This window comes from Bacillus sp. C-3-6 (assembly GCF_054509685.1).
This window is the reverse complement of the sequence record NZ_CM137247.1, coordinates 1,502,023-1,515,100: the sequence shown is the minus strand read 5'-3', so window position 1 is coordinate 1,515,100 and position 13,078 is coordinate 1,502,023. Positions and strand designations below refer to the sequence as shown.

Sequence of the window (13,078 nt, the reverse complement as noted above, 5' to 3'; positions counted from 1 at the left end):
CTCCTATATTACTGCTCCAACCAATTATAAAAAGGCACTTTTCCAGTAAATTTCGTCTCTTGTTTTGTCATTTGTTGTGCTCTTTGTTGATTCGCTCTAAATTTTTGACCTTGATTTTGAGCCTGATCTACCGTTTTAATTCCATTCTTTTTCCACTCAAATAAAATACGATCAATATATCGGAAATTTAGTTTCCCACTCATTACAGCTTCTCTAAGAGCTGCTTGAATTAAATTTGGATGATGTTGATCTTGGTCCTCCCACATTCCTAACGTTTCACATTCGAACGGCGAAAGTGGTCTTCCAAATTCTTTTTCAAATACTGTATATAAATTTACTTGCAGCTGTTTTTTTTCTTTTTGCTCTTCCTCTATTGATTCATCCATTAAGAAATGTAATATTTTTTCCCATAACGGTTGTAAAGAATAACTTTCGCACATCATTGCTTCTGATCTTTGTCCACCTTCTAGTGATAAAAAACCTTTTTGAATCAACGCTTGAATTACTTCCATACATTTCATTTCCGTTATCGTCATCCGTTCAGAAATCTCTGAAGGAGTCGGAAACGAATTACCTGATTCTAAAAATGTGTGTACATGAAGTACAACCATAAATTCCGTCTCATTTAAACCTAATTTTTTATAATGCATCATAAGCAATTTTGGAATTGCAATGCTTCCCTGCTCAAACCACTGTAGCATCATTTTCTTTTTCATCACCAAACACCTCGCTCTCTAGTATAACACACCTTTAGCTATTTCTTTTTGCCACAATTCGTCAAAAAAACCTCCCCATCAATAGGGAGGTTTTTTATATTACATGAATGAAATATAAAATTAAGCTTGCACTTTACTTTTCATAAATGTATGGATACGTTCTAATGCTTTCTCTACTTGTTCAAGAGATGTCGCATATGATAAACGAACATTATTTGGAGCACCAAATCCTGTACCTGGTACAAGAGCCACTTTTTCCTCTTCTAATAGAGCCTTTGCCCAATCATCAACTGTTGCATATCCTGATAAAGCTACAGCTTCTTTTACGTTAGGGAATAAGTAAAATGCACCTTGCGGTTTAATACAAGTAAAGCCAGGGATTTGAATTAATTTATCATAAATGATGTTTAATCTCTCTTCAAAGGCTTGACGCATTGTTTCCACAGGTTCTTGTGAGCCTGCATATGCCGCAATTGCGCCGTATTGAGCGATTGAAGTAGGGTTTGACGTACTATGACTCGCTAAGTTCGTCATCGCTTTAATAAGCTGCTTATTTCCTGCTGCATATCCAATACGCCATCCTGTCATAGAATGAGATTTAGATACACCATTAATAATAAGTGTTTGTTCTTTTAATGCATTAGAAAGCTGGGCAATTGAAGTATATTCTACGCCACCATAAATTAATTTTTCATAAATTTCATCAGAAACGATTAAAATATCATGTTCTAAACATACTTCTCCAAGCTGTTGTAATTCTTCTTTGCTATAAATCATTCCTGTTGGATTGCTCGGTGAATTAATAATAACTGCTTTCGTTTTCTCTGTAATTGCCTCACGCAGCTGCTTTGCTGTAATTTTGTACTCATTGTCTTCTAAACCTTCTACATAAACCGGCTTACCGCCAGCAAGCTTTACTTGCTCTGGATAGCTTACCCAGTAAGGAGTTGGAATGATAACTTCATCTCCCTCATCAAGTAATACTTGGAATAATGTATATAATGCATGCTTTGCGCCATTACATACAATAATTTCAGATGGATCATACGCAATACCTTGATCGCGAGTAAATTTCTTCACAATTTCTTGTTTTAACGATTGTAATCCACCTGTTGGTGTATACTTCGTATGCCCTTCTAACATCGCTTTATGTGCAGCATCCATAATATGCTCTGGTGTATTAAAGTCAGGTTCCCCTGCCCCTAATCCAATTACATCATGACCCTCTGCTTTTAATGCTTGTGCCTTTGCTGTAATTTCTAAAGTTGAAGACGGTGTTAAAGCAGCTACTCGCTTTGCTAATTTCATTTGTAGTTCCCCCTACATCTATTTTTCAATGCTATATCGTCTTAAAAATTTTCCATCTTTAAATTCAAGATAGTAATAACTATAACGATTGTCATCATCAATATATGTAACTTCCCATAGTGGTACATCATTTTCAAAGCCTAATTTCACTTTCATAATCTCTTTCGGCTTACTTTTTGATTCCTTACTTTCATTGCCGACTTGTTCTAATGTTCTTTGTATAGCCTCTTTTTCAGAAATACCTTCGCTCTTTTTCCTTACTACAGTATCCCCTTTTTTCTCCGGCACCCAAACGATAAGTTGTTCTCCCTTTTCATCTGTACCTTGCACGACTATATATGCAGATTTTCCGTTGTAATAATCAACAGATTTCACCTTTGTAAGCTTTGCTTTTTCTTTAGCAATTTCTACAAATTTCGACTCTTTTGGAATTTTCTTCCCCATTGCTTTATTATAAACATACGCCCCATATATTCCGCTAGCAACGATAACAATAATGATTGCAAAGATCCACTTTTTCATTGTATCACTACGTTCTGTAAATCGTAAATACAGCTGTTTCTTTATCTTTTTCGTCTAATGCTAGTCCGAACATGAGGTCCTGCTCTTTTAACGTACGATTCAAACTATCAACAATTTTATACAAATCAGACGAATATTTAATACGCGTCGTTGATAGTACTTCGATTTTCTTCTCCATGAAAAAACTCCTCCGTTACACAAAAATTTCTAATTATAGAAGAACGCAATGCGGTTACAATAAGAGTACATTCTTTACAACCCCTGCTTCATCACCCATCTATTATAGCAGGACATGTACAGCAAAAAAAGGTTTCAAGTCGAAAACCAACACATTTTGTATACAAGAAGTAAGAAAAATAAAATTCCTCCTACCCACATTTTTTACGCCTGAAGTTTATAAATACTTCAGGCGTATTTTTCTTCCATTTTTATTCATTTGATGGTTCTTCTAATTGTACTAATAATTCTTCTAATGGTCCTTCATAAAGAGGTACGTTAGGGATCGATTGTAGAAATCGTTTTCCATAGGAAGAACTCGTCAAACGACGATCTAACACTACTACCGTTCCTGTATCTGTATTCGTTCGAATTAAGCGGCCGAATCCTTGTTTGAAACGTAATATTGCTTGTGGCAGCGCTAATTTAGCGAATACATCCTCACCTTGATTTTTTAGCCACTCACCTTTCGCTTCCATCATCGGCTGATGAGGCGGCGTAAATGGTAGACGGACAATAACAAGACAACTTAAGGCATCTCCTGGAATATCTATCCCTTCCCAGAAACTGCTCGTCCCTAATAAAATTGATTTGTCGACCTCTTGAAACTTTCGAATTAAGCGGCTTCGACTTCTATTATTCACACTTTGTGTGAGTAATAAATAACCCTCTAATTCATCATTATTTTTTAAATTCGCATACGCTTCTTTTAACATTTCATACGAAGTGAATAAAACGAGCATTCTGCCCTTTGTGGCTTTCGCTATCTTTGCAATATGTTCCGATACAGATTCAATATATCGCTCATTACTTACTTGCTTAATAAAAGGTACATCCGTTGAAACCATTAATTTCATTTGTTCATCATAACGAAATGGCGACGGAACCTTTAAAGTATTTGGAGCGAAATCATGCAAACCAAGTTCCTCTTTTATATAATCAAACGTATCGTTAACTGTTAGTGTGGCGGATGTAAAAATAACACTCTTTTTTTCTGTTAAAAATTCATCAGCAAATCTTTCACCAATATGAACAGGCTGTGCATATAGAACTGTTGAATGAATCGTCCCTTTCGTTTCAGTCTCCATCCAAGTTACATACGAATTCTTTTCTAATACGAGTAACTGTAATGATTCTGCCATCTTTCTCAGTAACTCAATTAAATGCATAAATTCACCTGTTACAACATGCATCTCCCATTCTAACTTACTTTGCAATATATCCACTTGCTTCTCAAGAGCAGTTACTACCCTTCTTAATTCATATATAAAACGATTTGTTAATTCAACGATACTATCCCACAACTTACCTTTTTCTAGTTCTGCGTTATACCTATAGATGAGCGGCATATTATTCGTTCCTTGTTCTTGCTTTGTTTGTTTAAATATAAAAGTACGTAACATTTGGAAGAGTTCATCCGCATCAAACTTAAGTTCCTTCAAACTATAACTTATCATACGGAAAGTTGAACGAGATGCTTGCTCTGATTTTTTCATCATTTTATATACTTTGGACAGTACATCTTCTGTTTCTAGCGTCCCAAGACGAGATATAACCAATTGAAAATACATACAAGAGAACTGTTCACCCAATGTTCTACTCGCAGCTTCTTCAATATGGTGAGCTTCATCAAAAATAATATGTTCGCATGAAGCAAACAGCGGTTCTTCACTTGAAAAATCTTGAAATAATAACGCATGATTTGTGATAACGATATCTGCAAATAAAGCTTTATTCTTCGCTCGCTGGTAAAAACAACGACTAAACCAATTACTTTGCATACCGCCTGGACTATACGCATCACTACAAATACGATTCCAAAGTAACTTTCCGCCCTCAGGAATATTTAGTTCGTCTCGATCACCCGTTTCAGTTTTCAATAGCCAAACTAAAATCTTCGCCTTCGTAAGTGCCATATCATAATTTTTTTCTTCCTCTTGCAAAGCATACTCAAATTTATGCAAGCAAAGATAATGCTTTCTTCCTTTTAGAAGAGCTGCCTCAAATGAAAATGGCATTATTTTTTGTAATAACGGAATTTCTTTTTCTAATATTTGTTGTTGGAGTTGTACCGTTTGTGTACTTATAATGACGGGTTCTTCTTTTCTCTTTGCAAAATAAAGACTAGGAAGCAAATACGCAAGAGTCTTTCCTGTTCCTGTACCGGCTTCAATTAGTGAAAAACGAGAATCTCTTAACGCCGTATATATCTCTTTCATCATCAGTTGTTGACTTTCTCTTCTTTCAAACTTTGGCATATGTGATTCCAATTTATCCATCGTTTTATTCAAGAAAGCATCAAACTTTGATGAACACGTTTCTCCAAGGTTTAAGGAGTAGTTCCGCTTTTTCAGCGCAATATTTCGATGTATTTCATACTCCGCTATATCTTCTTTACCATTCATTACTTTCTTTAAAATATTTTCAGAAAGCACATCAGCTATATCACTTTGGAACACATCGCTTAATTCATAAAGCGATTGCAACGTGACAAGTGGTAACTTTTCAATTTCATTTAAAAATTGTAAAAATAATTCCGCTGTTGCAAGAGCATCACTATCCGCACGATGTGGTTGATCATGTTCTAGTTCATGCTTCTTAGCTAAATCACGTAATTTATAACTATCAGCTGTCGGTAAAAGAATTTGAGCCAATTCAACCGTGTCGATTTTAGGACAATGTATTTCTGTATATCCAGCTTGCCTTAATTCTTCATTTAAAAAATTCCAATCAAAGTGAACATTATGCGCAACGAAAGCCGCACCTTGTAATAGCTCAACAATCATCGGGGCTACATCTTGAAATAACGGGGCTTGTTTTACAAGACTTTCATCAATCCCTGTTAATTCTGTAATAAATGGTGGGATCTCTCTTTTTGGGTTAACAAAAGACGAAAAAATCTCCAATATCTCTCCATCTTCTACTACAACAGCTGCAATTTGGGTAATTTTATCCTTCCCATCTTTCCAGGAGTTCCCTGTCGTCTCTAAATCAACAACGACATAACGCTTACTCATATATGTAACACCTCAATTTCTTACCTTTCAAACAACAATAATTTATATAATGTTACTATACCACGTTTTATCTCATCTTAATGAAAAGATGCACAAAAAAGCTATCTCCGCAATGGAGATAGCCTTTCTACTTATAATATCGTACCCGCTTTTTCAGCACCTAACATTTCAATAATTTGATTATTATCGTCTAGTACTGCAATTTTGGGTTCTTGTTTATGAACCTCTTCTTCCGTAACTAGCCCATAACAAATAATAATTACTTTGTCCCCTGGTTGTACAAGCCTTGCCGCAGCACCGTTTAAACAAACAACACCACTACCGCGTTCCCCTTTAATAACGTATGTCTCTAAACGAGCACCATTATTATTATTTACAATTTGGACTTTTTCGTTTTCTACAATATTTACTGCATCCATTAAATCTTCATCAATTGTAATACTACCTACATAATTTAAATTTGCCTCCGTTACAGTTGCACGATGTAACTTTGCTCTCATCATTGTGCGAAACATAGGTGCTCCCCCTTATTTAACCGTTAATGTTATATTGTCAATTAATCTTACATTTTCAAACTTAACTGCAATAGCTAAAATGATTCGTCCTTCGACTTTCTCTACCATTGTTAATGACGGATATGCATATAAATCCGCATAATCTACAGTGCCTTTCGTATGCGTCTCAATATACTCTTTCACAAGATTTGTAATGATTTCCGGATTACGTTCACCTACCTCAATTCTTTCTTTCGCTATACATAGGCTGCGGTATAAATGAAGAGCCTCTTCACGTTCATCTTGTGATAGGTACACGTTACGAGAACTTTTCGCTAATCCATCTTCTTCCCTTACAATATCAACTGGTACGATTGTAACCGGAATATTGAAATCAGTTACAAATCCTTCAATTACTGCAACTTGTTGAGCATCTTTCATACCGAAATAAGCACGCGTTGGCAGCGTAATATTAAATAGTTTCATTAGTACAGTTGCAACACCAGCAAAATGACCAGGTCTTTGTTGACCGCATAATACGTCCGTGCGCTTCACAACTTCTACTGTTGTTGTTTGTTCTGCTGGATACATTTCTTCTAAACTCGGATAAAATAAATAATCTACACCGTTTTCTTTTGCTACATTTTCATCTCTATTAATATCACGAGGATATCGATCTAAATCTTCATTTGGGCCAAATTGCAGCGGGTTTACAAATACACTTAAAACTACAATTTCATTTTCTTCTCTTGCCTTACGTAATAAGGTAGCATGCCCTTCATGTAAATAACCCATCGTTGGAACAAAACCAATACTCTTTCCACTTGCACGAAGTTCGTTTGTAATTTGCTGCATCTCTTGCACTGTAGTTACGATTTTCATTATTGTTTTCCTCCGTATAACGCTAAGCATTCTTCCTCTTTCATTGTGAACGAATGTTTTTCTTCAGGAAATTGCCTTGTCTTTACTTCAGTAACATATTGTGAAATCCCACGCACAATCTCCTCTTGAACAGATGTATATTGCTTCACAAATTTCGGCACACGATTCACGCCGTATGAGATAAGATCATGATAAACAAGCACTTGCCCATCTACTTTTTGTCCTGCACCAATCCCAATTGTCGGTATTGTTAGTTGCTCTGAAATAAGTTCTGCTAACTGCATTGGTACACATTCTAACACAAGCGCTATTGCACCAGCTTCTTCACATTTCTTTGCATCTTCTATTAATTTCTTTGCACTCTCCGCATCTTTTCCTTGCACTTTATATCCACCCAACACTCCTACAGATTGAGGGGTTAAACCTAAATGCGCTACAACAGGAATTCCTGCGTTCGTCAAATATTGAATCGTTGATATAACTTCTCCAGCACCTTCTACCTTCAGTGCATGCGCCCCGCTCTCTTGAACGATGCGGCGTGCATTCACCATCGTTTCTTGTAATGATACGTGATACGACATAAATGGCATATCAGTTACAATAAACGTCTCTTTCGCTCCGCGGCGTACAGCTTTCGTATGATGAATCATATCCTCTACTGTTACAGGTACTGTTGAATCGTATCCGAGTACAACCATTCCAAGAGAATCTCCAACTAAAATCATATCAACTTCAGCTTCTTCTGCTAATTTAGCAGATGGATAATCATACGCCGTTAGCATTGTAATCGGCTCACCTTGCTCTTTCATCTTCAAAAAATCTGTTTTTGTTTTCAAAAACTACTCCTCCTTTATGCAGGAGAGAGGAGATGGCCGCAATCATATAAAAAACCCCTCTGGCCATAAAAGGGCAGAAGGGTTGTGTGTTAGTCGGCATTATTCATCCCTCTGTCCCAGTCCGTTATTGGATCAAGGCAGAATCCAAGTTATTATTTTTCGTATTACTTCGAATCATGGTGCAGTTCGCTCTGATACTGCCCACATTCGAACTAATTATAGCAAACTACAAAAGGGAATTACTACATTTTTTCGAAAAAATAATTTTTTATTCTTATTACGGTATATGAAATTTAATAAGAGAGTATATATGCTAGAAAGTGAAACTTTAATCAGCCCGATCCCCACCTAACTTCTTTGCTTCCGCTGAATTTTGAGGTGGAGGTCTTATTGCCCAGTAAATAGCGTGATAAAGTTTTTATAGATAATTCAATCCTGAAAAGATACATGTTTTTTCAACGCATGTTAAAAAAGTCCAAGTTAATTTCTTCTGTAATCAATTTAACTGTATAGTATAACTCTTAAACTAATGATGCAGGTTAATGGAGGAAAAGTACTTAACAAAGGAGAATTGCAGATGTCTATGAACAGGTGGTTATTTCGATTCAGCAGTTTGCTTGTAATGATTGTATGGTGGATGTCTTTAGGATCCTTTCATGTATTTGCCTCAGTTAATGTCGTAACACAACCCATCGATGTAACGAACGTGATTGAGGTTGAACTAAATGATGATTACTTTAATCCAAATGTCATCACGATTCCGCTTGAAGGATCAACAACATTACTATTGAAAAATAAAGGTAAAAACGAGCACACCTTTACAGTGAAAAAACTCGGCATTGACGTCGTAGTTGAGTCAGGAAAAGAAAAGAATATTACCGTGAAACCTAAAAATGCTGGTACATATGAATTAATATGTCGATACCATCTCCTTAAAGGAATGGAAGGCAAAGTAATCGTTAAATAACATGCCAGGCCAACTAGACGGAAGATATCTTGAAATGAACTTTAAATATGAAAAGGATTTATTATCATGTTACAAATTTAACTCAAAAATATTGAAATAAAAAGAAGTTCCAAAAGAGGAACTTCTTTTACTTAATTTCGATATCTGCAGAATGAATATGATGTACTTTCCCCTCATGATCCTCCAGAAGTAATACACCATCCTCTGTGATTCCTTTTGCTAACCCCGTAATCGTCTCTCTCATCGTTCGAGCGGTAATTTCTTTCCCGATGCTCACAGCGTAACTTTCCCAAAGAATTTTAATGACAGAGAAACCATTTTGTAAATACTCTTCATATAATTTTTCTAGTTGTAAATAGATTTGTTGCATAAGTTCTGCACGAACAATCGGCTTACCTGATTCAATCGCTAATGAAGTAGCAATGTGCTGAATTTCTTCATCAAAATGTTCTTGCTTTTGATTCGCATTAATGCCGATGCCCATAATGACAGCATTAATTTTATCAGGATCCGCTTGCATTTCTGTTAATATACCTACAGCCTTTTTACCTTGAATTAAAATGTCATTTGGCCATTTTATTCCCACGTCTACACCTGTACATTTTTCAATTGCCTGTGCAACACTAACAGCCGCTAACAAAGTAAGTTGCGGTGCATGATGAACTGGAATCGATGGGCGTAAAATAATACTCATCCAAATTCCTGTTCCTTTTGGTGAATGCCATTTTCTGCTTAAACGACCTCTTCCCGCTGTTTGTTCTTCTGCTACAACGATAGTTCCTTCTTCTGCACCTTCATAAGCAAGTTTTGCTGCAATGTGCTGCGTTGATTCAACAGTTTCTTCAAAATACACTGTTCTACCAATTCGCTTCGTTTGTAGCCCTAACTGAATTTCATTAGCAGTCACTTTGTCTGGCTTACTTGCAATTCGGTAACCTAATCGGCGCACAGCTTCAAGTTCATATCCCTCACTCCGGAGATCTTCCATATGTTTCCACACAGCAGTTCTTGAACAACCAAGTTTATCACTAATCGTTTGGCCGGATACAAACTCGCCATCCGCTTCAGAAAAAACTTGTAATAACTGCTTTCTTATAGTAGATTGCATCCTTGCAGCCACTCCCTTATACGCTCTTTCTCATTAACTACGTTTCCTTTTACAATTGCTTCCTCGATTTTCTGAAGCATGTCAGCAACCCACGGGCCAGGCTTTTTGTTTGCCCAGTTTAATAAATCATTACCAGTCACATTCATTTCTTGACGACCCTGGATTGGCAATGCATGAAACATTGATTGTACTCGTTTAACAGATGTAGGATCATAGCTTTCAATCATCGCTTCATATACTCTCTCTGCCATTTCAGCGATATAAATTCCCGTTTTATAAAGAAGGACTGTATCCCAATCCTTCTCCTTTCTAGTACGGATTGCCAATAAAACTGCAACAATATCTTTTATTTTTTTATTCGAAAACTTCCATTGACGTAAAAAGACAGATGGATGTTCTTCTCCGATACAATATAAGAAAAATGCCCACGCCTCAATATCCGTTTCGAAAGAATCCCATTTATACTGCGTAGCTTTTAACAGTCTCTCTTCTGACATTTGTAAATATGGCAAATGAGAAAATAGCTTCGTCTCTACTAATTCTTTGAGACCTTTCACACAATATGTACCAGTTAACAATTTCTCAAACTCTACTGTAATGCGCTCAATTGCTATATGTTCTAGCAAATGTCCATACGTTTCAATCGCTTGCTTCGTTTTCGTTTCTAATGAAAAACCTAACGCGCTTACAAACCGAATACCACGCATCATTCGCAGGGCATCTTCTTGAAAACGATCCGCAGCATTTCCAACTGTCACAATTTCTCTCTGTTGAATGGCTTCCTGTCCAGCAAATAAATCAACCATTTCGCCTTCTTCTGTCATAGCAACTGCATTCATCGTGAAATCACGACGTTTTAAATCCTCTTCTAATGAACGAACAAATTGAACACTACTAGGTCTTCGAAAATCTTCATATTCGCTTTCTGTTCGAAAAGTAGTTACCTCATAAGGCTCACCATTTTCTAAAACAATTACAGTTCCATGCTCAAGACCAACAGGAACATTTCTTGGGAATATAGCCATCACTTCTTCTGGTAAAGCAGATGTCGCAATATCAATATCTCCAATCGGCCTATCGATAATAAGATCTCGTACGCTCCCACCAACAAAGTAAGCCTCATGTCCTTGTTGTTTTAATGTCTCAATAATAGAACTAGCTTTTTTAAATCTTTCCATTTTTGTCATCCCTTAGTACGTCATAGTAAATCGTTTCATATTGTGAAACAATTTTTTCTGAGCGAAATTGCTCATAAACACTTTCTCTTGCTCGTTCTCCCATATTACGGTGAAGTTCCTCGTCCTTTAATAGCTGAGTAGCTTGATTTGCCACTCCTGTTGTATCGCCAACTTCACATAAATATCCTGTTTCCCCGTGTTGAATAACCTCTGGAATACCTCCAACCCGTGTTCCGATACAAGGTACACCACACGCCATTGCTTCTAATAAAACAAGACCAAAACTTTCCTTCTCTGATAGAAGCAACATTAAATCACTCATCGCAAGTAGTTCTGCAACATTATCTTGCTTCCCTAGGAATAAAACACGATCTTCAATATGTAAATTCTTCACTATCTGTAAAATCGTACAGAATTCTGGTCCGTCTCCAACAAGAAGCAACTTCGCATCTACTTCTTTAACAATTTTAGCAAATGCCTCAACAACATCCTGCACACGTTTCACTTTACGGAAATTCGAAATATGAATAAGTACTTTTTCACTCTCACTTATACCGTATTCTTTCTTTAATTGAGACATATTACGTTTGAAATATACACGTTCGTCTATAAAGTTATATACCGTTTGAATTTCTTTACTTGGTTTTACAAGCTCATGCGTTTCGTTAATTAATGAATGCGAGACAGCAGTAACAACATCCGATTGCTCAATACCAAAACGAATTAAATTATTTAACGAAGGGTCGGAACCTAACACAGTAATATCTGTTCCATGCAAGGTTGTAACAATTTTAATACGCTCTCCGATCATTTGTTTTGCTAAATATGCACAAATTGCATGTGGTATTGCGTAATGCACATGTAAAATGTCTAAGTTTTCTCTTTGTGCAACCTCTGCCATTTTACTTGCTAACGCTAAATCGTATGGTGGATATTGAAATACAGAGTACTGGCTTACCGTCACTTCATGAAAATATATGTTTGGATATACTTTATTTAACCGGAATGGTAAACCCGATGTAATAAAGTGAATTTCATGCCCGCGTTCCGCCAATTGCTTTCCTAATTCTGTTCCAACAACTCCAGAACCACCTACAGAAGGATAACATGTAATACCTATTTTTAATTTCATTTACATCCCCCTAATAAATCAGCATGTAATAAAACCGGTTTCTTACTCATAAATCCCTCGGCATACAAGACTCCAACTTCTTTTCCAAACATCTTCTCACGAGCAATCACAGTTTCAACGTATCCTTCTGTTAACGGTGTCTTAACACCATCACTTCCTGTTGAAAATTGACTTTCATATGCTTCTAATGCTTCCACCTTTATAGAGAGGTACTCACTTATATCTATACAAAAATTCGGTTTATGAAAACCATTAATCATATAATTATAAAAAGACTCCACACGATGTGGTGAAAGTTCCGGCATATATTTACGGATTCCTGCTGAAAAAATAGCCTCTTCCACAAGCTTTGCACAATTTGCATGATCTGGATGACGATCTTCATAGTATGGCGCAAAAACTAGTTTTGGTTTATATGTACGGATCACCTTGACAATTTCACGTATATACTCTTCTTTCATATACAAACCACGGTCTGGCATCGCTAAATTCAGCCTCGTTTTTACTCCCATTATACGAGCTGCGACCTCTGCTTCTTCTTTTCTCAACTCTATCGTTCCATTGGAAGAAAGATCAGCTTCTGTTAAATCACAAATACCTACTTCATACCCTTGCTTTGTATATTTAGCGATGGTACCAGCCATGCCGATTTCAACATCATCGGCATGAGCACCAAACGCTAATATATGTAATCCACTCATA

The 13,078-nt window shown here is 36.5% G+C and carries 13 protein-coding genes; 1 reads left to right on the top strand and 12 read right to left on the bottom strand.

Annotation, left to right across the window (positions count from 1 at the left end; genetic code table 11):
* Window positions 1-8 precede the first annotated feature (8 nt).
* The 8 genes from dnaD to panB all read right to left on the bottom strand — a co-directional run bounded on the left by dnaD (window position 9) and on the right by panB (window position 7,991).
* Window positions 9-716, bottom strand: a complete 708-nt coding sequence (gene dnaD / locus ACW0JX_RS07870) for a DNA replication protein DnaD (protein ID WP_000728542.1) — start codon at window positions 714-716, stop codon at window positions 9-11.
* Window positions 717-836: 120 nt separating this feature from the next.
* A complete protein-coding gene (gene aspB, locus ACW0JX_RS07865) occupies window positions 837-2,024 on the bottom strand; it encodes an aspartate transaminase AspB (protein ID WP_000761571.1) in 1,188 nt (395 codons plus the stop codon).
* 18 nt (window positions 2,025-2,042) lie between these two features.
* Complete coding sequence (locus ACW0JX_RS07860) at window positions 2,043-2,546, bottom strand: cell wall elongation regulator TseB-like domain-containing protein (protein ID WP_000758740.1); 504 nt, start codon at window positions 2,544-2,546, stop codon at window positions 2,043-2,045.
* Between the two features lie 7 nt (window positions 2,547-2,553).
* Window positions 2,554-2,724 (bottom strand): YpmA family protein, encoded by a 171-nt coding sequence (locus ACW0JX_RS07855; RefSeq protein ID WP_000412179.1) that lies wholly within the window; start codon window positions 2,722-2,724, stop codon window positions 2,554-2,556.
* Window positions 2,725-2,974: 250 nt separating this feature from the next.
* The gene (dinG, locus tag ACW0JX_RS07850) at window positions 2,975-5,779 is read right to left on the bottom strand and encodes an ATP-dependent DNA helicase DinG (protein WP_459245543.1); all 2,805 of its coding nucleotides are present in this window, start codon (window positions 5,777-5,779) and stop codon (window positions 2,975-2,977) included.
* A 131-nt stretch (window positions 5,780-5,910) separates the two neighbouring features.
* A complete protein-coding gene (panD, locus tag ACW0JX_RS07845; RefSeq protein ID WP_000490186.1) occupies window positions 5,911-6,294 on the bottom strand; it encodes an aspartate 1-decarboxylase in 384 nt (127 codons plus the stop codon).
* Between the two features lie 12 nt (window positions 6,295-6,306).
* Entirely contained in the window at window positions 6,307-7,155 is an 849-nt protein-coding gene (gene panC / locus ACW0JX_RS07840; protein ID WP_459245542.1) for a pantoate--beta-alanine ligase, read from the bottom strand.
* Window positions 7,155-7,991: a 3-methyl-2-oxobutanoate hydroxymethyltransferase gene (gene panB / locus ACW0JX_RS07835; protein ID WP_000851108.1), complete on the bottom strand. Its 837-nt coding sequence runs from the start codon at window positions 7,989-7,991 to the stop codon at window positions 7,155-7,157. Before panB ends, panC begins: the two co-directional genes overlap by 1 nt.
* Before the next feature lie 577 nt (window positions 7,992-8,568).
* On the opposite strand from panB, the gene ACW0JX_RS07830 reads away from it, so the two are divergent.
* Window positions 8,569-8,958, top strand: a complete 390-nt coding sequence (locus ACW0JX_RS07830; RefSeq protein WP_459245541.1) for a cupredoxin domain-containing protein — start codon at window positions 8,569-8,571, stop codon at window positions 8,956-8,958.
* 127 nt (window positions 8,959-9,085) lie between these two features.
* Here the strand turns inward: ACW0JX_RS07830 and ACW0JX_RS07825 are convergent, their stop codons facing one another.
* Genes ACW0JX_RS07825 through bshB1 form a run of 4 tightly spaced genes read right to left on the bottom strand, consistent with a single transcriptional unit; the run spans window position 9,086 to window position 13,077 of the window.
* Entirely contained in the window at window positions 9,086-10,066 is a 981-nt protein-coding gene (locus tag ACW0JX_RS07825) for a biotin--[acetyl-CoA-carboxylase] ligase (protein ID WP_001192056.1), read from the bottom strand.
* Window positions 10,051-11,244: a CCA tRNA nucleotidyltransferase gene (locus tag ACW0JX_RS07820; RefSeq protein WP_459245540.1), complete on the bottom strand. Its 1,194-nt coding sequence runs from the start codon at window positions 11,242-11,244 to the stop codon at window positions 10,051-10,053. Before ACW0JX_RS07820 ends, ACW0JX_RS07825 begins: the two co-directional genes overlap by 16 nt.
* Window positions 11,231-12,376, bottom strand: a complete 1,146-nt coding sequence (bshA, locus tag ACW0JX_RS07815) for an N-acetyl-alpha-D-glucosaminyl L-malate synthase BshA (RefSeq protein WP_000768317.1) — start codon at window positions 12,374-12,376, stop codon at window positions 11,231-11,233. Before bshA ends, ACW0JX_RS07820 begins: the two co-directional genes overlap by 14 nt.
* On the bottom strand, window positions 12,373-13,077 hold the full coding sequence (gene bshB1 / locus ACW0JX_RS07810; protein WP_000015660.1) for a bacillithiol biosynthesis deacetylase BshB1: 705 nt from the start codon (window positions 13,075-13,077) through the stop codon (window positions 12,373-12,375). Before bshB1 ends, bshA begins: the two co-directional genes overlap by 4 nt.
* Between the last annotated feature and the right edge of the window lies 1 nt (window position 13,078).